The sequence below is a fragment of the Paenibacillus zeirhizosphaerae genome (genome assembly GCF_030705605.1).
Lineage (GTDB): Bacteria > Bacillota > Bacilli > Paenibacillales > Paenibacillaceae > Paenibacillus > Paenibacillus zeirhizosphaerae.
The window spans coordinates 250,249-270,334 of sequence record NZ_JAPCKK010000034.1; the positions used below are offsets into that span (position 1 = coordinate 250,249).

Below are 20,086 nucleotides of genomic sequence, written 5' to 3' on the forward strand. Positions count from 1 at the left end.
ATCCTTTTTCGTTCCCGATCCTGAAAAAAAGCACCCGCGCAACAAAGCTGCGCGGATGCTCTTGGTGACGGCATCCGCTGCACACGGAATATGCCCTCAGGTTACTTATCGAGCGTTTCACTCCAGTCGTGCACAACGCTGCCTTCGAGGAATTTCTCCGCATCCATCGCTGCCATACAGCCTGTGCCAGCCGCACTAATGGCCTGACGGTAGCGGTTGTCCTGCACGTCGCCGCAGGCAAAAACGCCCGGGATATTCGTCTCGGTTGTTCCTGGCTTCACTTCAATATAGCCGTGATCATCGGTCGTAATTTGTCCGCCCAAGAAGCCTGTATTCGGCGTATGGCCGATCGCCACGAAGACGCCGTCCGCTTCAATCAGCTCCTCCTGGCCCGTTTGGTTATTAAGCACCTTCAATCCTTTTACCCCATTGTCGCCCGCAACGACTTCAACGGGTGTACGGTTAAGCGCCCAGTGGATTTTTTCGTTTTCCCTGGCACGGTCCTGCATGATTTTGGAAGCGCGCAGTTCCTCGCGACGGTGAACCAGTGTTACCGAGGAAGCAAAACGTGTCAGGAAGCTCGCTTCCTCCATGGCGGAATCGCCGCCGCCGATCACCACGATCTTCTTGTTGCGGAAGAAAAAGCCGTCGCAGGTCGCACAGGTGCTGACCCCACGCCCCACATTTTCCTGCTCGCCGGGGACTCCCAAATACTTGGCGGATGCACCCGTCGCGATAATGATAGACTCCGCTTCCAGCACACCCTGTCCTTCTACCGTTACTTGGAAGGGACGTTTGCTGAAATCCACTTCCTCCACCCAGCCGGATTTGAACTCCGCGCCGAAGCGTTCAGCCTGCTTGCGCATGTTGTCCATTAACTCCGGTCCCATAATGCCTTCAGGAAATCCGGGGAAGTTTTCGATGTCAGTCGTGGTCGTAAGCTGTCCTCCAGGCTGCATGCCTTCAATGACAAGGGGATTCATGTTGGCGCGTGCCAGATAGATGGCAGCTGTATATCCTGCTGGACCTGTTCCGATGATAATGGATTTATACATAGGGAGTACCTCCTCCAGAGATTTTTTGTATATTTATACTTTCTCAGTAAAAGAAGGGAGACGCTGAGCGATTTTTTGCTTAATCCCGCACACACTATCAATCTGGCGGGCGTACCGGCTGACGGTGGATACTGATATCCCGTACCGGCCGGCAATCTCCCTGTAGGTTGCCTGTTTACGATGCATTTTGGCCGTCAAATACTCCAGCGCCGCCGCCCAGCCATCCACATGCTGAATGGTAAAGCCCTCCGTGCCGATCCGCTCCAGATACTCCAGCCACAGCTCTCTCAGATCATGATGCTGAGCGATATCATAACGCTTGCCCATCATAGAAAATGCTTTATCCAGCACGGCTTGCATCTGCGGATCGGCAGCAGCCGCTCTCAACTCCACGTATTGTTCTGCCGTCGGTACGGCAGGCATGGTTACAAGCACGTCCGCCTGTTGACCGTCCATCCTCCGCAAAACCGCTCTCGCCTGTTCCCTCAAGCCCGGATTCTGCGTCAGGTCGACAATGAACAGTCCGAGCGCTTCCCGCACTTCTTCGTCACCAATCAGCGCCAGGGCTTGAATGACCTGGGTTTTCGTGGCATCGTCTCCGTGACGGAGCGCCCAGAAGAACGAAGACCGGACAAGCGGGTCCTTCTTCATTTCTTCCGGCACACTGCGACTCCCGTATTTCTCCCACAGCTTGAATTGCTCATTAAAGGGCAAATGATAGTGATAGCTAAGCTTCTCCATCAACTGGCCCTTACGGCTGAGCTCATCCAGCCGGGACAAATAAAATCGCGGTGTCTCCGAGACTGGGTCGAGCTTCTTCACATACTGCCACAGCCGCTTCGCCTCAGCGTACCGTCCCGTGTTGCTGGCGGCTACGGCCGCATAGTGATACAAGGACGCATCCTCCTTGTTCTCGCTGTCCTTCAACAACCGGTGAAAATGCTTGTAGGCCTCCTCATGGCGCCCCATGATGCCCATCGTCGTCCCCAGCTTGAATACCTGATCCTGTTGGAAAGGTACGATAACCGCCAGGCTAGCCATCAGTTCATCCAGATGCGGGCCGCCGCCCTCATTTTGGTAAAAAATAGCCAAATTGCAGAGGGCATGCAGGTTGCCCGGTTCGTCCTGCAATACCTGCATGATGGTCTCCTTCGCCTTCTCGAACATCCCCATGTAATAATAGGAAAGAGCCAGGTTGTTGCGGGCAGCCAGCAGCTCGGGCTGGTCGCCTGAAATCTGCTCCAATAGCTTTGCGGCCTGTGCGAACTTGCCTTCTTCAAGAAGCATGCGGGCCTGATCATGCTCGACCGCTCCCTGCCGCGCCTTGATGCGGTTCAGCTTGGTTGGGCGGTCCAGCTCATAATAGAGCAGCTCCATCATATCTTCCGCTTCCTCCAGAAAATGGCCTTCCTCATCTTCTTCAAGGTAGGTTACAAGCGCCTTCTCGGCCGCCTCGAACTGTTCCATGTTGGCATAGTTATTAGCCATATAGAAATAGCATTCCGTCATCGACGGCTTGACATTCTTCAGAACGGATTCCAAGATATCATTGGACCCTTGGTAATCCCCCATCTCAGATAATATACCCGCCAAATTGCAATGATTCACAGGATTATCCGGTTCATATTCCACAGCCTTGCGAAAATATTTCAATGCCTTGTCATAATGATTGCGATCCAGCGAGCGGACGGCTCTCTCAAAGAAAAAAGACGCGTCAAGACGCAGGGCAATAATATTGGGGCGAGTGTCCGTAACCCGCAGGTTTTTGCCTTTCATAACAACAAAGGCACCTCCTTTAACTTCCTATTGAACCCATACATTATAACATAAGTTTCAACCCCTGCTCATCCATTTAAAAAGCTTGTTTTCAGCAAATTAACCCACTCCGTTTCATTCAACCGCAACTCAAAGACGCAGGCTTATATGCCTGCGTCCCTGAATAAAGTTGCGATAGATCCGCCCTCCACAATGATACGAACAGCGCGGGCGAGCATCGGTGCGACGGAAAGCACCGTAAGGCCGGCCGGAACCTGGGCTGGCAGTTGGATGGAATCGGTGATGACAATCTCACGGATATAAGGATGCTTCAGCTTCTCCAACGCGGAGCCGGAGAACAAGCCATGGGTTGCGCATACGATCGCTTCTGCTGCCCCTTTTTCCTTCAGCCCCTCGACCACATTAATAATAGTGGAACCGGTATCAATTAAATCTTCAATAATAATTGGCGTTCTGCCCTCCACATCGCCTATAACATGTGTAATGACAGATTCGTTGTGGGCTGGTCTTTTCTTAATCATGATGGAAAAAGGCGAGTCCATACGGTTCGCCAGCTTCTCCGCCATGGATGCCCTGCCCGCGTCCGGTGATACGATGACAGGCTTCTCGATGCTGCGCGTGCGCAGATATTCGCTGATCAGATCCAGCGCAGTCAAGTGATCCACCGGAATATTGAAAAAGCCCTGAATAGCCGCTGCGTGCAGATCCAGCGCGACCACACGTGAAGCTCCGACCGTTGTCAGCACATCAGCCAGCATTTTAGCGGAAATCGGTTCGCGAGGTGCCGACTTGCGCTCCTGGCGGGCATAACCGTAATAGGGAATAATAATATTGATGGTACGTGCCGATGCACGTTTGGCTGCATCGATCATTACCAGCAACTCTACGAACAATTCATTGATGGGGTGAGCCAAGGACTGCACAAGAAAAACGTCACAATTCCGAATGCTCTCCTCATAATGCACATAGACCTCACCGCTTTTGAAACGGGACAGCTTGATACGGCCCAGCTCTACTCCAAGCTGATCACACATGTTGCGGGCAAGCAGCGGATTCGAAGACCCGGAAAAAATACGCAAAGACTGTTGCATCGCTTTCCCCCTTCGGCACCTTTACGGTCTCCAACGTTCTAAACCAAGCGCTATTGTTCGTATGGTTTGTTATTTATTATACCTTTCCTTGCCTGTATATGAAAATAGCCAGCCATGCATAGAAACGGCCAGCTTAAATGGATATTATACCGTTAATTTGACGCTTGCACGCTCTCGTCCTTCAAACACAGCCAGCTCACGGAAGCCGACTTCATACAGCAGCTCGCGGGCCTGCTCCAGATGCTCTGACAGCTTTTCCGGCTGATGCGCGTCAGAACCCACGGTTACAGGGATACCGAGACGGTACGCTTCTTCGAGCATACGCAGGCTCGGGAACATTTCCGCGCATGGCTTGGACAGGCCGGAGGCGTTCAGCTCCATGGCGCGGCCGCTGCGGGCCACAGCCGCCAAGGCGTCAGCTTCCAGCATGCGTAGCTCTGCCTCCTGTTCCGGAGCAGGCTTGTGCCCAAATCTTTTAATCACATCCAAATGCCCCATAATATCGTAAAAGCCGGTGGCGGCGGCTTTGGCTACGGCCTCATAGTATGTACGGTATACGCTCAGCACATCCTTGCCTTCCCAATGATGCACCTGACGAAAATCCGTCACATCCCATTCGCCCAGAAAATGCACCGAGCCGATGATATAGTCCCACGGATAAGCCGCAACAATATCCCCAATCTGCTGTTCCCAGCCCTCGATGTAGTCTCCTTCCAGACCGATGCGGATATCAATCTGACCGCGGTACCGCTCCTTCAGCTTCAGGCATTCTTCCACATAACGCGGGAGCTCCTCCATCGCCATGGCCATCTCGGGATAATAGTCAGCCGGATTGACATGCAGAAGCGGCATATGGTCAGACAGGCCCAACTGATCCAGCCCAAGCCGGATTCCCTGCTGAACATATTCCTCAAGACTGCCGGACGCATGTCCGCAGCGGGCATGGTGCGTGTGGTAATCAATATGCATACACGTTGCTCCTCTGCAAAAATGATGGAAAACCTGCCACTAATCCCTGCGCGGCCGTTCATGCCTACGGCTTAGCTCGGCCATGATGTCGTCAAGCGGCAGCTTCCGCTCCTGCAGCAGCACCAGCAGATGGTAGATCAGATCGCTGACCTCAAGCCGCAGCTCATCATTATCTTTATTTTTGGCGGCAATAATGGTTTCGGAAGCCTCTTCCCCAACTTTTTTCAGAATTTTATCAACGCCCTTGTCAAACAGATACGTCGTATATGCTCCCTCCGGACGGGTCCGCTCACGCTCTGCGATCACCGCCTCCAGCTCCGCCAGCACCGCGAACCGCCCGTTGTGAGAGTCTGCCGCCTTTTTCAGCGCCTGATCGGTACCAACAGCAATATCACGGTAAAAGCAAGTCTCTTCTCCCGTATGGCAGGCAGGTCCCTGCGGATTCACCTGAACTACCAGACTGTCTCCGTCACAATCCAGGCTCATCCGAACGATCTGCTGCGTATTGCCGGAAGTGGCCCCCTTGTTCCACAGCTCCTGTCTGGAGCGGGACCAGAACCAGGTTTGTCCGGTTGCCAGAGACCGCTTTAGCGATTCCTCATTCATATAAGCCAGCGTCAGCACCTGTCCCGTGGCCGCATGCTGCACAATTGCCGGCACCAGCCCCAAGCTGTCCCAACGGATATTTTCAAGAAGCTGCTCCAGCGAAAGCTCCTGCTGTATCTCGTCACTCATCGTATCTCCACTCCTCTGTCCTTCAAATCACGCTTCAATTCAGGAATCGCGATTTCTTTGTAATGAAAGATGGTTGCAGCCAGGCCCGCATCCGCTTTCCCTTCGGTAAACACATCATAGAAATGCTCCTTCCGCCCCGCTCCACCGGATGCGATAACCGGGATGCCGACCACATCTACAATGGCGGAGGTAAGCTGCAGATCAAAACCGTCCTTCGTTCCGTCCGCATCCATACTGGTGAGCAAAATCTCTCCGGCCCCCAGCCGCTCCGCATCCTTGGCCCAGGCCAGCGCGCGGATACCGGAAGGAGTTCTGCCGCCGTGGGTGTACACTTCCCACTCGCCCCACGCCTTGTTATATTTTGCGTCAATGGCTACAACGACGCATTGGGAGCCGAAGCTGCGCGCCCCGTCCGTAATCAACTGCGGATTGAGGACAGCCGCCGTGTTCATGCCAATCTTGTCGGCACCTGCCCGCAAAATCCGTTTCATATCATCCACACGGGAGATTCCTCCACCCACCGTGAACGGAATCGTAATCTCTCCGGCGGTTTGACGAACGACCTCTTCCATGGTCGCCCGGCCTTCGACGGACGCCGAGATATCCAGAAACACAATCTCGTCGGCGCCTTCACGATCATACAGAGCAGCCAGCTCCACAGGATCGCCCGCATCGCGCAGATTCACAAAATTCACACCTTTAACCACCCGTCCATCCTTCACGTCCAGACACGGTATAATCCGTTTCGCCAGCATCGCTGAGCCACCCCTCCCTGTTCAAATTAACGGGCTGCCGCCGCTATGACGCTAACCGCCTCCTGCAGGTTGATGCTGCCTGTATACAGCGCCTTGCCCACAATCGCCCCGCCGATGCCTTCCTGCGCATGAGCAGACAGCTTCAGCAGGTCATCCATCACGCTGACTCCTCCTGATGCAATGACCGTGCGGCCACTCGTTTTTGCAAGGGAACGGATCGCCTCCACATTTGGCCCCTGCATCATGCCGTCCCTCGATATATCCGTGAAAATGAAGGTTTCCGCCCCCTTAGCGGCGAGCTCAAGCGCGAGCTCTTCTGCTTTCACCTCCGAGGTTTCCAGCCAACCCCTGGTCGCCACATACCCATTGCGGGCATCCAGCCCGATCGCAACACAGTCTCCGTACGCCCCGAGCACCTCTTCCGTGAATGCCCGGTCCTCGATCGCGGCTGTACCAAGGATGACGCGGCTTACCCCCAGGGACAGCAGCCGTTCCACATCGCTGCGTGTGCGCAAGCCGCCGCCCACTTGGACAGGAACTCCGACCGCTGCAGCAATTTCCCCAATAAGCTTATCGTTGACCGGATGCCCGGCCTTGGCACCATCCAGATCCACCAAGTGGATGTAGGCTCCACCAAGCCGCTCCCATTCACGCGCAACTTCAAGCGGGTTATCGTTATAGACCGTTTCACGGTTGTAATCTCCCTGGATCAGCCGCACACACTTACCGTCCCGTATATCAATGGCAGGATAGATCGTAAACATGATTGCCTCCTTATATGCTGTAATAAGCGGTATTATGAGTTCTGCTCTTCTTGTATCCGTACAGCCCCCGTCAATGCCAGAAAATTGCCAAGCAGCTTCATGCCCAATTGGCCGCTCTTCTCGGGGTGAAACTGCATGCCAAATACCGGACCTCTACCGACAATCGCCGTGACCGGACCGCCGTAATCCGTTACCGCCAGCAGATCGGAGGCCTGTTCCGTCTTGGCGTGATAAGAATGGACAAAATAGACATGACCCTCTTCGAGTCCCGCGAACAGCGGATGATCCTCCTGTGAGAAAAAGAGCCGGTTCCAGCCCATGTGTGGCACCTTCAAGCCCGCAGCGGAAGGGAAGCGAACGACGGCTCCCTGTAGAATATCGAGCCCTTCATGCTCGCCATATTCCTCTCCGATCGTGAATAGTAGCTGCATGCCGAGACATACGCCCAGCAGCGGCTGCCCTGCGGCTGCCGCGTCCTTGACGACATGGTCAAGACCGCCGCGCCGCAGATGCTCCATCGCATCACCGAAGGCGCCGACACCTGGCAGGATCACACCGTCAGCGCTCCGGATTTCACGCTCATCACTCGTGACCAGCGCCTCATATCCGAGACGCTCCACCGCCTTGCTGACACTGTGCAGATTACCCCTGCCGTAATCCACAATCGCAATCGCCATGAATTACAGCACCCCTTTCGTAGAAGGCACTCCTGTCACACGAGGATCAATGCTAGTCGCCTCGTCAAGGGCGCGGCCGAGCGCTTTGAATATCGCCTCGATCATATGGTGGGTGTTCTGACCGTAATGAACGATGACATGCAGCGTCATCCGTCCTTCCAGCGCGAGCTTCCACAGAAATTCATGCACCAGCTCGGTCGAGAAGCTGCCCACCTGCTGGGAAGGATACTGTGCACGGTATTCAAAATGCGGACGGTTGCTCAGGTCAATGACGACCTGCGCCAACGCTTCATCCATGGGCACAAAGACGCTGGCGTACCGTTTGATGCCTTTTTTGTCGCCCAAGGCTTGCAGCAGCGTCTGTCCCAGACAGATACCGATATCCTCCACGGTGTGATGATCATCGATCTCGATATCTCCTTTGGCGTCCACCTTCAGGTCGAATTGGCCGTGCTTGGCGAACAGGTCGAGCATATGATTCAGAAAAGGCACATCCGTTTCGATCTCCGACTTCCCTGTTCCGTCCACCGCAAATGCAAGCTGGATGTCTGTTTCGTTCGTCCTGCGGCTGACCTCCGCCGAGCGTGCCTGTCCGTGATCTCTGTTGTTCATCCCTTATTCCGCCTCTCCCTCGTTTTTCAGCCTGACCTCGATCGCCCGCGCATGACCTTCCAGGCCTTCATGACGGGCCAGCTCCATGATCGCCGCGCCATTTTTGAAAAGGGCCTCCTTGCTGTAATAAATCATGCTGGATTTCTTAATAAAATCGTCCACATCCACCGGCGAAGAGAATCTCGCTGTACCGTTCGTCGGGATGATATGATTCGGTCCGGCAAAATAATCACCTACCGGCTCCGAGCTGTACGCCCCCAGGAAGATGGCGCCCGCATTTTCAACCAGACCCGCATAAGCCATCGGATTCTCCACCATCAGCTCCAGATGCTCTGGAGCGAGCCGATTGACGACCTCAATGCCCTCCTCCAGCGTTTCCGTCACAATAATGGCTCCATACTGTTCGATGGAGGCCGACGCAATCTCCCTGCGCGGCAATTCGGCAAGCTGCTTCCGTACCTCCTCGGCTGCAGCCTCCGCCAGAGGGCGCGAAGGAGTAATCAGTATGGCTGAAGCCATTTCGTCATGCTCCGCCTGGGAAAGCAGGTCGGCCGCCACATAAGCCGGATTGGCCGTGTCGTCCGCGAGCACGACAATTTCGCTTGGGCCCGCGATGCTGTCAATATCGACAACGCCATATACCTCTTTCTTGGCGAGTGCCACATAAATATTGCCCGGACCGCATACTTTATCGACCGGCTTGATGGTCTCCGTCCCGTAGGCCAATGCCGCAATCGCTTGTGCACCGCCGATCCGGTAGGCCTCCGTTACCCCCGCTTCGGCCGCAGCCACAAGGGTATAGGGGTCGATTCCGGCCTTGCCGCCCGTTGCTGGCGGAGTAACCATGACGATCTCAGGAACGCCAGCAACCTGGGCTGGGATGACATTCATCAGCACCGAGGAAGGATAAGCGGCTTTACCGCCAGGAACATATACACCGACACGTTGAAGCGGGCGGATGATCTGGCCAAGCACACTTCCATCCTCCTGCAGATCCATCCAGGAAGCGCGTCTTTGCTTCATATGAAATTCCCGGATATTGACCGCTGCAGCGCGAATCGCCTCCAGAAAGGACGGCTCAACCTGACTATAAGCCGCCTGCAGCTCATCCGGGGTAATGCGCAAATCCTGTGGCGACAGTTTCACCCTATCGAAGGCTTCCGTATAACGAAGCAGCGCAGTGTCACCCTCGGTTCGTATACCGCGAATAATATCTTTAACGGCCTGATTCTGTTCTGCGGTTCCGTAATCAACCTCTCGCTGAAGCCGGAAATCACGCGCGGATACAATTTTCATGCTCTGCTCCCTCCCTGCTGCTGAACGGCCTTGCCCGGAATGACATGCTGAAGCCGGTCACACAGCTCCTGAATCGCCGTGTTTTTCATACGGTAGCTGACCCGGTTAGCAATCAGCCTGCTTGTAATATCCAAAATACGGGTCTGCTCGATCAGTCCATTCTCCCGCAGCGTCTGTCCGGTCTCGACCATATCCACGATACGGTCCGCAAGACCGATCAGCGGAGCCAGCTCTATCGATCCGTTCAGCTTGATCACCTCAACCTGCTGGCCCTGCTCCCTGAAGTATTGGGACGCTACACGCGGATACTTCGTCGCCACGCGCTGATGAATCCCCGGCTGCCAATCCGGCAGTCCGATCACAGACATGCGGCAGCGGGCAATCTCAAGATCCAGCAGTTCATACACATCCTTGCTCTCTTCCAGCAGCACATCCTTACCCACAATACCGATATCCGCCGCCCCGTATTCCACATAGGTTGGGACATCGACGGGTTTGGCCATAATAAATTCCATGCCCAGCTCCGGCAAGGGAATGACCAGCTTGCGCGTGTCATCCACATCGGGCGGGATCGGCACACCCGCTTCGCGCAGCAATTTGGATGCCTGCTTATAGATACGCCCTTTGGGCATCGCCACCTTCAGCCTGTCTGTCATGACGAGATCCTCCTCTATCCTGTTACAGAATGCCGGGAGCCGTCGCGCCCGATTTGTATGTGTAAACGGCTTCGTACATTGGTTCTCCACCAGAAGGCTCCCTGCCTCCAATAAGCCGGGTAACCACGGTATTTCCTGCCGAGCGAAGCTCGGCCGCTTTTTGAAAGGCTTCCTTACGTCCTGATTCGTCATACCTGATCAAAACAGGAAGCTTAACAGGCGTCTGAATGCCTTCGATGCCATCCACGATCCGGTTCGTCTTCAGTGCGAAGCCTGTGGCGGGAACGGCGCGTCCGAACTGCTGAAGAAGATTATCGTACCGCCCTCCGCTGCACACAGGCGAACCGATTTCACCTGCATAACCTTCAAAAGTCATGCCCGTATAATAGGAGAAATCCCCGATCATCGTCAAATCAATCAGCACATGCTCAGCCACACCGTAGGCTTCCAGCACCTCCCACACCTTGCACAGGTGGGAAATGGAGGACAATGCCTGCGGCTCCATACTGAGCGCCTCGGCCTGCTCGCAGATTTCCTTGCCACCGCGCAGTCTTAATATCGATTCCAGCTTGCTCAAGTGATCCCGGCTAATATCCAGCCCGCCTATAGCCGCCCGGTAACCAACCACGTCCCTCTTCAGCAGCAGCTCCTTCAGCTCCTCCTGCTCTTTTGCTCGGCCCGGAATGATCTCCTCAAACAGTCCGTTCAGGAACCCTACATGGCCCATTGCAATCTTGAAAGAACGTACCCCCGCAGCCTGCAGCGAGGCAATCGCCAAGGCCACCACCTCAGCATCTGCTTCAGGCGAATCATCCCCGACCAGCTCAAGTCCTGTTTGAAAAAATTCCGCCTCCCTGCCCGCTTCTTCCTCAATAGCGCGAAACACGTTGGCGTGGTAGGACAATCTCAGCGGCAATACCTCTTCCTTCAACAAAGAAGATACGACCCGTGCGATTGGCGCCGTCATATCCCCCCGCAGCACGAGTGTCGTGCCCCGGTTGTTAAGGAGCTTAAAAAGCTTCTGATCCGAGGTGGAGCTGGCCACCCCGACCGTATCGTAATATTCCATCGTGGGGGTCATAATTTGCCGGTACCCCCAACGTTCCATGCATTCCAGTACGTTGCGCTCAATGGCACGCAGCTTGCTGACCGCACGCGGCAGGTAATCCCTGACGCCGACCGGCTTTTCAAAACCTTTCGGTTTGGACATATATCATTTCACCCCGATAGCTTGATTATCATACTCTTTATTATGGTAAAGTGCTAACAAACTAAAGTATGCATAATATATTAACACGCCGCCCAGGCGCCCGTCAAACTACCCTTGCCCAGGCACTTTACGACCATATAACAAAAAAAGCCATGCGGGTATAGGATTACCCGTACAGCCATTTTGCCAACCCCATCTGTCACACATCAGCCTTTTGGGTCAGGCCCGTAACATGCCTTTGTTTGATTTTCCCCACAGCCAGATATGATTTCGGCACACTTCCCAGAAAGAATCTCACAAACGGAACATATCTGAAGGCGCAAACGACGATGAACCAGGTCATGAACAGCGCCGCAAGCAGCCCGCCCCAAATCCAGACCACATAGGTGAAGGAGTCGATGGGAATATAATAACGGAAGCGACGGTATATGGCCAAAATCAGCGGATGCACCAGATAGATCGCAAAGGAGGCCTCTCCAAGCCTGATCAGGAAAGTTACCACGCGCTGTGACGCCTGATCGTACAGGCGGAATGCGGCCTGCAGCAGCACCAGCGACGACAGCATCGTATGCACATTCCACAGCAGCTCATACCATAACGAATTGACCCAAATGTCATCATGCCGGCCATAATACCAGAGTGTCACATGAAACAACGATACGATCAGCCAGTAGCCCCATAAGAGAAAGGTCCATCTTTTCTGATCGGCAGACATTTTCCTCCACGACGACTTCAACCAGCCTCTGAACTTATCGAAATGCAAAGCGACAAAAGCTCCCATCATATAATAAGCCAGATACGAAATAGCGTAACTTCCTTTATTCGGAATCTGCCATTCATATTTATTCAAGAAAATAAAAATCCATTGCAGCGCAAGCCCGATCGGGATCGCCCAGCGCACCACAAAACGTGAAGACTGCAGCAGCTTCAGTATAAACGGAAACAGGATGTAAAATTGCACACTGATAAACACAAAATATAAATGGGTGTAGACCGAGCCTGTCAGCAGCTTACCCACAAAGCTGGTCAATTGCTCCATCAGCGGCTGCCCCAGCAAACCGTTGACCTGTTGGGACACCACAAAATACCCAATTGAGATAACCACATAGGGCAGCAAAATGTAGCCCAGTCTCTTTCCATAAAAACGGCTTACCAGTTCCCGATTCAACGGCCTGTCGTAATAGTTGTAGAACAGCACAAAGCTGCTAAGAAAAATAAACGACGGTGTTCCATACTTGAAAAAAATGTTTGCAAAATTCAGTATAAAATAATAAGGCGAATCCAAGGCCTGAACACCGGCAGCGTATGATGTGGCATGCACATGAAGAACACCAAGAATAGCAATAGCCCGGAAAATGTCAAGCTGCGGCAACCTTTCCTTCTGCCGCGCCACCATGGCCACTCCCCCTTTGTAGTTAACTGACCATTCAACGATACCGGATTATGTAGTTCATTTCAACGGATACCACTAGTTACCCCAATTTCCTGCCCGCTGTCGCTTGCACATAAAAGCCCGAAACCACTAGGGTCTCGGGCTTTTAGGCCAGCTAAATCGAATGGGAAAAATAGTTATTTAGTCCCGCCCAGCTCCCGCAGCGGATTACCGCCTACAAAGGCGCCGGGAGGAACATTTTTATGCACCACCGAGCCGGCGGCGACCACCGCCCCGTCTCCTATCGTAATCCCGGGCAAAATCGTCGTATTTGCCCCGATCAGCACCTCATCTCCGATGATCACCTGACCGAGCCGGTATTCCTTGATCAAATATTCATGCGCAAGAATAGTCGTATTGTAGCCAATAACCGTATTGCGGCCGATCGATATTTTTTCCGGAAAAAACACGTCAACCATCACCATCAGTCCAAAAGAGGTATGCTCCCCGACCTTCATGCCAAGCAGACGGCGATAAATCCAGTTCTTCAGAGGCAGCACCGGACAATAACGTGCAAGCTGAATGCAAATGAAATTTTTAATACCCTTCCATGGACTCACGGTTTTATAGATCTGCCATAAAGCGTTGTGACCCTCTACAGGGTACCGTTCCACGTTTCTCACTTGGCTTCCGTGCCTTGACTGACGAGCTCCAGCAGGTCGGTCATATCGCTCAGCATAAAATCCGGATTATAGCCGCGCAGTGTTTCTTCCCCTTTCAAGGACCACACCACTCCTGCGGATCGCACCCCGGCTGCTTGAGCCGCCAAAATATCAAACGAGCTGTCCCCCACCATCAGCGTATGGGCAGGATCCGCGTTCAGCTCCTGAACAGCCTTCAGTACAGGTTCAGCATGCGGCTTGGGATGCTCCACATCATCTACCGTCACGATGCTTTCCATATACGAGATCAGATCGAACATTTCCAGCACACGGATCGTTGTAGGCCTGATTTTGGTGGTCACTACCCCAAGCTTAATTCCCTGTTCATGCAGCGTCTTAACAACCTCAAGAACATTCGGAAACGGCCTCACCCTGTCATCATGATGAATGGTATTGTAGGCGCGATAACCCTTAACAAACTCGCCCACTTCTGACAACCCTGTAAAGGCGCGCAGTTGGTTCTCCAACGTTCCGCCCATGTGCGGAATGATCAATTCCCTTGTCAGCGGCTGCGCTGTTTTGTCCTTCATAATATGGAGAAATGAACTGATAATCAGCTCATTCGTATCTATAATCGTGCCGTCCAAATCGAACAAAATGGTATTGATCATAACTACTCCTTCTTATGCTGGTCTGCAATCGGAATTTCAGGCTGCTCCGGTGTATTCTCTGGCTGGATGGCACGTTCCTCCTGAAGCTGTCCCTTCTCCTCTGCTCCCGTATCCGGCACCTGATCTGCCGTAGACTTGCTGGATACAATCGGATCGCTGTATCGTTCTTGTGCCTGTTTCGTCTTACGCCGTACGGCAATAAGTATAATCGCGGCTATAATCAGGCCAACAGCCAGCAGCTGGGAGATACGCACATCCCCGTAAGCCGGATCCAGGTATCCTGGTTCGAATCCGAGCCATACCATCGGAGACCAGAGGGCATTCATGAATGAAACCAGCCATTCCGGTCCTTGGAAGGCCAGACTGTCCGTTCTCAGCCGCTCTATGAAAAAACGACCAATCGAGTACCATATGAAGTAAGAAGCAAACAGTTCACCTGCACGGAGGAACGGCCGTCTGCGGAGGATAAGCAGCAAAATAACGCCCGCTAAACTCCACAAGGACTCATATAAAAAGGTCGGGTGGTGATATACGCCGTTCACATTCATCTGGTTCACAATGAAGTCAGGAAGGTTCAACTGCGAACGCAGGAACGATTCCTCGACAGGTCCGCCGTAGGCTTCCTGATTGACGAAGTTTCCCCATCGTCCAATCATTTGTCCAATCAGAAGACCCGGAGCGCAAATATCGGCAATGCGCCAGAAATTATAGCCTTTATAGCGGAAATAAATGACCCCGCAGATGATCGCGCCGATCAAGGCGCCATAGATCGCGATGCCGCCGTTCCATATTTTGAATACATCCCAAAGGTTGTCCCGGTAGTCCTCCCATTTGAAGGCAACATAATAAATCCGGGCACCAATAATCGCAGACGGAACCCCGAGCAGAAGCATATCCATAAAAAACTCCTGGGATATTCCGTAACGTTTACCCTCACGAATTGCCACCATCAGCCCGACAAGCGCCGCCAATCCGAGAATGATTCCGTACCAGTGTACCCGCAGGGGCCCGATCGCAAACGCAATCGGGTCGATCAGCAAAGTTGCCATATCCTTTAATCACTCCTTGTTTTACCCTTTGCGCTTTTAGTCCATATCATCCATATCCTCGGAAATGGTGGCGGTTAGCTTATTCGTAAACTGAAGTGCTGCATTGTAGCCCATCTGCTTCAGACGGTAATTCATGGCCGCCACTTCGATAATGACAGCAAGGTTTCGTCCCGGTCGTACCGGAATAGTTACGAGTGGAACATCCGTATCAATGATGCGCGTTGTCTCTTCATCGAGTCCCAGGCGGTCGTATTGTTTATCCTGTTGCCATGCTTCCAGCCGCACGACCAGCGTAATTCTCTTGTTATTGCGAATTGCACCAGCTCCGAACAGAGTCATAACATTAATAATACCTACTCCGCGGATTTCAAGCAGATGCCGGATCAGCTCCGGCGCAGTGCCGTGCAGTTGAAAATCAGAGGTCTGCCGGATTTCCACCGCATCATCCGCAACAAGGCGGTGACCGCGTTTCACCAGTTCCAGCGCGGTTTCACTCTTGCCGATGCCGCTGCCGCCAGTAATCAGCATACCCACACCATATACATCACACAGCACGCCATGAATGGTCGCGGTGGGTGCCAGCTTGCGTTCCAGAAAGCCCGTAATGCGGCTGGATAAAATAGTAGTAGCCATGCTGCTGCGCACCACGGGAATATTGCGCTCGGAGCTGATATCGATAAGCTCCTGCGGCACATCAAGCCCACGGGTGATTACAATACAAGGCGTCTGCTCCGTGCATAACCGGTCCATCCGATCCCGTCGGTCTTCAGCGGGCAGCATAGAAACAAAGGCAAGCTCTGTTCTGCCGAGCAACTGAACCCGTTCCTGCGGATGATATTCAAAATAGCCCGCCATCTCCAGGCCGGGCCGATTCAGGTCATCTACCGTAATGGCTCTGCGAAGTCCCTGCTCTCCCGATATAACCTCTAAGTGGAACTGCTGTACAAGCTCGGATACTTTAACTTTTTTCGGCATTGTTTTATTTTCTTCCTTTCAGCCTCATCCAGTGTGTCCATACGGAAATCTGTTCATGTGTAACGAAATTTAATGTACGTATCCCCATCGTAAAGGAATTTGTAGCTGATTGCAATGCTCTGACAATTGTCGTAGCGGTTCCAAAAACACCAAAAACCGCCTGTCACTCAGGACAGACGGTTCACTGGTTCTTCTGCAAAAGATTACTCTGCAATCAGAACGTTCAATTCGGATTCTTTATCAAAGATATGAGCTTTGTTCATGTCAATCGCCATCTTGGCTGAAGAGCCTTCACGTGTATTTGAGCGTCCGTCTACACGGGCGATAACCGTGTCGTTGCCAGCACCGCTCAGATAAAGCAGCATTTCATGGCCCAGGTTTTCGGTTACATCCACATTAGATGTAAAGATCGTTTTCGGAGAAGCCTCCAGGAATACCGGCTCCTCATGAATGTCCTCTGGACGAACGCCCAGAATGACTTCTTTATTGTTGTAACCTTTCCCTTTCAGCAGTTGCGCTTTACCTTCAGGCACAAGCAGTTCCATATTAGGAGCTGTAAAATACGTACCGCCATCTTTCTCGGAAAGCTTGCCGGTAATAAAGTTCATCGTAGGAGAACCGATAAAGCCCGCAACAAACAGGTTTACCGGACGGTTGTACAGCTCATCCGGGGATGCAGCCTGCTGAATAATACCGTCTTTCATAACTACGATGCGGTCGCCCATCGTCATAGCCTCAACCTGGTCATGCGTTACGTAAATAACAGTAGTCTCCAGACGTTTGGCCAGCTTAGTAATTTCTGCACGCATTTGTCCGCGCAGCTTCGCATCGAGGTTGGAGAGCGGCTCATCCATCAAGAATACTTGCGGGTCACGTACAATCGCACGTCCCAAGGCCACACGCTGACGCTGACCACCGGACAGCGCTTTCGGCTTGCGGTCAAGCAAATGCTCAATGTCCAAAATTTTTGCTGCTTCCCGTACACGTTTGTCGATTTCATCCTTCTTCACCTTACGGAGCTTCAAACCAAAAGCCATGTTTTGGTATACGTTCATGTGTGGGTAAAGGGCATAGGATTGGAACACCATCGCGATGTCACGGTCTTTCGGAGCCACATCGTTCACAACACGATCACCGATATACAGCTTGCCGTCGGAGATTTCCTCCAGACCTGCAATCATGCGAAGTGTTGTTGATTTACCGCAGCCGGACGGACCTACCAATACCAGAAACTCTTTATCCTGAATGTCGAGGTTAACATCAATAACGGTTGCTTTGTCAGCACCCGGATACTTTTTGAAAATATGCTCTAAACGTACACCTGCCATGGCTTTTGCCTCCCTGAATCGAATTATGAAATCGAATACATTTCTTAATCTTATATTACCCCGATCATGTTATGGGTGGCTATCCACAAACTGCACAAAAAAACTATTTGCTTTTTGTTACTTTGTACAATAACAAGATAAGGCGCACCAATACAGCATCATTAAACGTCCGGACATCCAGCCCGCTTTCCTGCTTGATTTTATCCAACCGGTAAATCAGCGTATTGCGGTGAATATACAGCCTTTTGGCCGTTTCGCTGACGTTGCAATCCAATTGAAAAAAGGTGTCCAGCGTGCTTAAGGTTTCCGTATCCCCAAACAGACCTGAACCAACACCCGCCTGCTGAATAAAACCTCGTCTCTGCTCATCCGGAATGCTGTAGAGCAGCCTTTCCAACCTTAGCTCCCATGGGAGATGAATATGCTCGGATACATGGAACAGCTTACCCAGGTGCAGCGTCTCCCGCAGCAACGACAATGTTCCCGGAAGACCCTTCGTTGGCAGAAGCGGCTTAGCCACGGATACATGGAATACGCCGCCCCATTCACTGGCGATCAGCTCATACAGACCTAGTGCGAAAGCGGTCAGCACTTCTTCAATAGGCTCGGAAAGATCTTTGTCCCGCTCGTCTTCCCCCCCCAACACCAAATTCTCGTTAGCCAGAATGAGCCATTCCTTCTGTTCCAACGGTACCAACAGCACATCTCCTCCCAAATAGGTATCCAAGAGCTTGTTCATCTGAGAGTAGGAGGTATCCCAAGCCTGATGTGAACCATCTCCCTGAAGCAGGAGCGGAACCATTCGGTTAACCAGGGCTTCTGACAGCTTCAGAGCCTCGGGAGGCAGTTCACTCTCATCTGTGCTCTGCTGAAGCAGCCAGCGCCCGAACCGGCTCATGCGTTCCTCTTCACTCATTGTGCTTTCATGTGTCTGTACGGACCCAGTCTGCAAACCAGCCAGCAACGCTTCAATTAATTGCCGTTCTCTAGGCGTAATTTGGTGCTCCTCCACCGTAAAAGCCACCTTGTCTTCTGGACCATTATAATATGGAAAAAACACTAGCTTATCATATAAAAAGGCTTTGGAGGCTAAGCCACTGTCCGATTTCCCCTTCTCTAGCAAGTCCGACAGTGTCGGATCCACGTTATCCGTTAAAGAAACTTTGCCAATGGGAACCCCCATAATTTGCTGAAGCTGCTGCTGTATAGACTCGGCAGATTTCACTTCATCACCGCTCTTCAGTTTATTAATGTAGCTCGAAAGTTTCATCGCAATTCGTATACTTCAGTAGACATGCTACTCCAATATAGCTGAATATGCGAAAAAAGCCATCAACCGTAGTTGATGACTTTTAGGATGAGCCATGAAGGACTCGAACCTTCGACACCCTGATTAAAAGTCAGGTGCTCTACCAACTGAGCTAATGGCTCTTAAAACTGGTGGAGGCTGATGGATTCGAACCACCGAACTCGTAAGAGAACAGATTTACAGTCTGCTGCGTTTGGCCACTTCGCTAAGCCTCCATATAAAGTGGCTCGGGACGGAATCGAACCGCCGACACGAGGATTTTCAGTCCTCTGCTCTACCGACTGAGCTACCGAGCCATAAACAAAAAAAATAAAGTGTGCAGGGCTATCCCTTACCACTTTACCGCTGTAATAATACAAAAGTTAAATGGTAGAACCGACGAGTCTTGATTAAACTCTCATCCCTTAAAGCATAAGTTAAATGGCGGAACCGACGGGATTCGAACCCGCGATCTCCTGCGTGACAGGCAGGCATGTTAGGCCTCTACACCACGGTTCCACATTCACTTGAAATGGTGCCGGCGAGAGGACTTGAACCCCCAACCTACTGATTACAAGTCAGTTGCTCTACCAATTGAGCTACACCGGCATATATGGTGGAGGCTGAGGGGATCGAACCCCCGACCCTCTGCTTGTAAGGCAGATGCTCTCCCAGCTGAGCTAAGCCTCCTGGGTATGTATGGTAGCGGCGGAGGGGATCGAACCCCCGACCTCACGGGTATGAACCGTACGCTCTAGCCAGCTGAGCTACACCGCCATAATCATATGAAACTCTACGGAGAGAGAGGGATTCGAACCCTCGCACCGCTTACGCAGTCTAACCCCTTAGCAGAGGGTCCCCTTATAGCCACTTGGGTATCTCTCCAAATAAGCACTTGCTTCGCAAATGCGACCCGCGAGAAATTCGGCACACCACGTATGGCGCGTATGAATTTCATAGCGCTCAAGGCTGTTACACCCTGAAAACTGGATCCGAAACGTTCATTGCGTCTTCATCATTAGGATAAGCCCTCGACCGATTAGTACTGGTCAGCTCCATGCATTGCTGCACTTCCACCCCCAGCCTATCTACCTCGTCGTCTTCAAGGGGTCTTACATACTGGGAAATCTCATCTTGAGGGGGGC

Annotated in this window: 19 protein-coding genes, 8 tRNA genes and 1 rRNA gene; all 28 read right to left on the reverse strand. The window is 52.4% G+C overall.

Features of this window, described 5'->3' with window-relative positions:
* Nucleotides 1-101 precede the first annotated feature (101 nt).
* On the reverse strand, nucleotides 102-1,055 hold the full coding sequence (trxB, locus tag OIN60_RS22405) for a thioredoxin-disulfide reductase (RefSeq protein ID WP_305757086.1): 954 nt from the start codon (nucleotides 1,053-1,055) through the stop codon (nucleotides 102-104).
* A gap of 33 nt (nucleotides 1,056-1,088) precedes the next feature.
* Nucleotides 1,089-2,831 carry a tetratricopeptide repeat protein gene (locus OIN60_RS22410; RefSeq protein ID WP_305757087.1) on the reverse strand — a complete coding sequence of 581 codons (1,743 nt, stop codon included), beginning with the start codon at nucleotides 2,829-2,831 and terminating at the stop codon, nucleotides 1,089-1,091.
* A 143-nt stretch (nucleotides 2,832-2,974) separates the two neighbouring features.
* The gene (locus OIN60_RS22415; protein WP_305757088.1) at nucleotides 2,975-3,922 is read right to left on the reverse strand and encodes a ribose-phosphate diphosphokinase; all 948 of its coding nucleotides are present in this window, start codon (nucleotides 3,920-3,922) and stop codon (nucleotides 2,975-2,977) included.
* Nucleotides 3,923-4,066: 144 nt separating this feature from the next.
* Complete coding sequence (gene hisJ / locus OIN60_RS22420) at nucleotides 4,067-4,891, reverse strand: histidinol-phosphatase HisJ (RefSeq protein WP_305757089.1); 825 nt, start codon at nucleotides 4,889-4,891, stop codon at nucleotides 4,067-4,069.
* A gap of 39 nt (nucleotides 4,892-4,930) precedes the next feature.
* Nucleotides 4,931-5,626, reverse strand: a complete 696-nt coding sequence (gene hisIE, locus OIN60_RS22425) for a bifunctional phosphoribosyl-AMP cyclohydrolase/phosphoribosyl-ATP diphosphatase HisIE (RefSeq protein ID WP_305757090.1) — start codon at nucleotides 5,624-5,626, stop codon at nucleotides 4,931-4,933.
* The gene (gene hisF / locus OIN60_RS22430) at nucleotides 5,623-6,381 is read right to left on the reverse strand and encodes an imidazole glycerol phosphate synthase subunit HisF (RefSeq protein ID WP_305757091.1); all 759 of its coding nucleotides are present in this window, start codon (nucleotides 6,379-6,381) and stop codon (nucleotides 5,623-5,625) included. Before hisF ends, hisIE begins: the two co-directional genes overlap by 4 nt.
* Nucleotides 6,382-6,407: 26 nt before the next feature.
* The gene (hisA, locus tag OIN60_RS22435) at nucleotides 6,408-7,145 is read right to left on the reverse strand and encodes a 1-(5-phosphoribosyl)-5-[(5-phosphoribosylamino)methylideneamino]imidazole-4-carboxamide isomerase (RefSeq protein ID WP_305757092.1); all 738 of its coding nucleotides are present in this window, start codon (nucleotides 7,143-7,145) and stop codon (nucleotides 6,408-6,410) included.
* 32 nt (nucleotides 7,146-7,177) lie between these two features.
* Complete coding sequence (gene hisH, locus OIN60_RS22440) at nucleotides 7,178-7,822, reverse strand: imidazole glycerol phosphate synthase subunit HisH (RefSeq protein WP_305757093.1); 645 nt, start codon at nucleotides 7,820-7,822, stop codon at nucleotides 7,178-7,180.
* A 3-nt stretch (nucleotides 7,823-7,825) separates the two neighbouring features.
* The gene (hisB, locus tag OIN60_RS22445; protein ID WP_305757094.1) at nucleotides 7,826-8,434 is read right to left on the reverse strand and encodes an imidazoleglycerol-phosphate dehydratase HisB; all 609 of its coding nucleotides are present in this window, start codon (nucleotides 8,432-8,434) and stop codon (nucleotides 7,826-7,828) included.
* A 3-nt stretch (nucleotides 8,435-8,437) separates the two neighbouring features.
* Entirely contained in the window at nucleotides 8,438-9,730 is a 1,293-nt protein-coding gene (hisD, locus tag OIN60_RS22450; RefSeq protein ID WP_305757095.1) for a histidinol dehydrogenase, read from the reverse strand.
* Nucleotides 9,727-10,386, reverse strand: a complete 660-nt coding sequence (gene hisG / locus OIN60_RS22455; protein WP_305757096.1) for an ATP phosphoribosyltransferase — start codon at nucleotides 10,384-10,386, stop codon at nucleotides 9,727-9,729. The genes hisD and hisG overlap by 4 nt, the downstream gene beginning before the upstream one ends.
* Before the next feature lie 22 nt (nucleotides 10,387-10,408).
* Entirely contained in the window at nucleotides 10,409-11,596 is a 1,188-nt protein-coding gene (locus OIN60_RS22460; protein WP_305757097.1) for an ATP phosphoribosyltransferase regulatory subunit, read from the reverse strand.
* Between the two features lie 199 nt (nucleotides 11,597-11,795).
* Complete coding sequence (locus OIN60_RS22465; RefSeq protein WP_305757098.1) at nucleotides 11,796-12,992, reverse strand: acyltransferase; 1,197 nt, start codon at nucleotides 12,990-12,992, stop codon at nucleotides 11,796-11,798.
* A gap of 173 nt (nucleotides 12,993-13,165) precedes the next feature.
* Nucleotides 13,166-13,651: an acyltransferase gene (locus OIN60_RS22470; protein ID WP_305757099.1), complete on the reverse strand. Its 486-nt coding sequence runs from the start codon at nucleotides 13,649-13,651 to the stop codon at nucleotides 13,166-13,168.
* Entirely contained in the window at nucleotides 13,648-14,301 is a 654-nt protein-coding gene (gene ppaX / locus OIN60_RS22475; protein WP_305757100.1) for a pyrophosphatase PpaX, read from the reverse strand. Before ppaX ends, OIN60_RS22470 begins: the two co-directional genes overlap by 4 nt.
* Before the next feature lie 2 nt (nucleotides 14,302-14,303).
* Entirely contained in the window at nucleotides 14,304-15,350 is a 1,047-nt protein-coding gene (lgt, locus tag OIN60_RS22480) for a prolipoprotein diacylglyceryl transferase (RefSeq protein ID WP_305757101.1), read from the reverse strand.
* Nucleotides 15,351-15,386: 36 nt separating this feature from the next.
* The gene (gene hprK, locus OIN60_RS22485) at nucleotides 15,387-16,325 is read right to left on the reverse strand and encodes an HPr(Ser) kinase/phosphatase (protein WP_305757102.1); all 939 of its coding nucleotides are present in this window, start codon (nucleotides 16,323-16,325) and stop codon (nucleotides 15,387-15,389) included.
* A gap of 203 nt (nucleotides 16,326-16,528) precedes the next feature.
* The gene (locus OIN60_RS22490) at nucleotides 16,529-17,653 is read right to left on the reverse strand and encodes an ABC transporter ATP-binding protein (RefSeq protein WP_305757103.1); all 1,125 of its coding nucleotides are present in this window, start codon (nucleotides 17,651-17,653) and stop codon (nucleotides 16,529-16,531) included.
* 103 nt (nucleotides 17,654-17,756) lie between these two features.
* The gene (locus tag OIN60_RS22495; RefSeq protein ID WP_305757104.1) at nucleotides 17,757-18,923 is read right to left on the reverse strand and encodes a PucR family transcriptional regulator; all 1,167 of its coding nucleotides are present in this window, start codon (nucleotides 18,921-18,923) and stop codon (nucleotides 17,757-17,759) included.
* Between the two features lie 88 nt (nucleotides 18,924-19,011).
* Nucleotides 19,012-19,084, reverse strand: a tRNA-Lys gene (locus tag OIN60_RS22500).
* 7 nt (nucleotides 19,085-19,091) lie between these two features.
* A tRNA-Tyr gene (locus OIN60_RS22505) sits at nucleotides 19,092-19,177 on the reverse strand.
* Between the two features lie 8 nt (nucleotides 19,178-19,185).
* A tRNA-Phe gene (locus OIN60_RS22510) sits at nucleotides 19,186-19,258 on the reverse strand.
* 125 nt (nucleotides 19,259-19,383) lie between these two features.
* Nucleotides 19,384-19,460, reverse strand: a tRNA-Asp gene (locus OIN60_RS22515).
* Nucleotides 19,461-19,474: 14 nt separating this feature from the next.
* Nucleotides 19,475-19,550, reverse strand: a tRNA-Thr gene (locus tag OIN60_RS22520).
* A gap of 5 nt (nucleotides 19,551-19,555) precedes the next feature.
* A tRNA-Val gene (locus OIN60_RS22525) sits at nucleotides 19,556-19,631 on the reverse strand.
* Nucleotides 19,632-19,641: 10 nt separating this feature from the next.
* Nucleotides 19,642-19,718 (reverse strand) — tRNA-Met (locus tag OIN60_RS22530).
* A 19-nt stretch (nucleotides 19,719-19,737) separates the two neighbouring features.
* Nucleotides 19,738-19,826, reverse strand: a tRNA-Ser gene (locus OIN60_RS22535).
* Between the two features lie 134 nt (nucleotides 19,827-19,960).
* Nucleotides 19,961-20,086, reverse strand: a 23S ribosomal RNA gene (locus tag OIN60_RS22540); the annotation flags it as partial.

Coding starts and splice junctions, on each gene's coding strand:
- hisG (WP_305757096.1), bottom strand. CDS start 10,386: ATGACAGACAGGCTGAAGGTGGCGATGCCCAAAGGGCGTATCTATAAG.
- trxB (WP_305757086.1), bottom strand. CDS start 1,055: ATGTATAAATCCATTATCATCGGAACAGGTCCAGCAGGATATACAGCT.
- OIN60_RS22465 (WP_305757098.1), bottom strand. CDS start 12,992: ATGGTGGCGCGGCAGAAGGAAAGGTTGCCGCAGCTTGACATTTTCCGG.
- hisF (WP_305757091.1), bottom strand. CDS start 6,381: ATGCTGGCGAAACGGATTATACCGTGTCTGGACGTGAAGGATGGACGG.
- hisA (WP_305757092.1), bottom strand. CDS start 7,145: ATGTTTACGATCTATCCTGCCATTGATATACGGGACGGTAAGTGTGTG.
- OIN60_RS22495 (WP_305757104.1), bottom strand. CDS start 18,923: ATGAAACTTTCGAGCTACATTAATAAACTGAAGAGCGGTGATGAAGTG.
- OIN60_RS22410 (WP_305757087.1), bottom strand. CDS start 2,831: ATGAAAGGCAAAAACCTGCGGGTTACGGACACTCGCCCCAATATTATT.
- OIN60_RS22490 (WP_305757103.1), bottom strand. CDS start 17,653: ATGGCAGGTGTACGTTTAGAGCATATTTTCAAAAAGTATCCGGGTGCT.
- OIN60_RS22415 (WP_305757088.1), bottom strand. CDS start 3,922: ATGCAACAGTCTTTGCGTATTTTTTCCGGGTCTTCGAATCCGCTGCTT.
- hisB (WP_305757094.1), bottom strand. CDS start 8,434: ATGAACAACAGAGATCACGGACAGGCACGCTCGGCGGAGGTCAGCCGC.
- hisH (WP_305757093.1), bottom strand. CDS start 7,822: ATGGCGATTGCGATTGTGGATTACGGCAGGGGTAATCTGCACAGTGTC.
- ppaX (WP_305757100.1), bottom strand. CDS start 14,301: ATGATCAATACCATTTTGTTCGATTTGGACGGCACGATTATAGATACG.
- hisD (WP_305757095.1), bottom strand. CDS start 9,730: ATGAAAATTGTATCCGCGCGTGATTTCCGGCTTCAGCGAGAGGTTGAT.
- hprK (WP_305757102.1), bottom strand. CDS start 16,325: ATGCCGAAAAAAGTTAAAGTATCCGAGCTTGTACAGCAGTTCCACTTA.
- OIN60_RS22460 (WP_305757097.1), bottom strand. CDS start 11,596: ATGTCCAAACCGAAAGGTTTTGAAAAGCCGGTCGGCGTCAGGGATTAC.
- lgt (WP_305757101.1), bottom strand. CDS start 15,350: ATGGCAACTTTGCTGATCGACCCGATTGCGTTTGCGATCGGGCCCCTG.
- hisIE (WP_305757090.1), bottom strand. CDS start 5,626: ATGAGTGACGAGATACAGCAGGAGCTTTCGCTGGAGCAGCTTCTTGAA.
- hisJ (WP_305757089.1), bottom strand. CDS start 4,891: ATGCATATTGATTACCACACGCACCATGCCCGCTGCGGACATGCGTCC.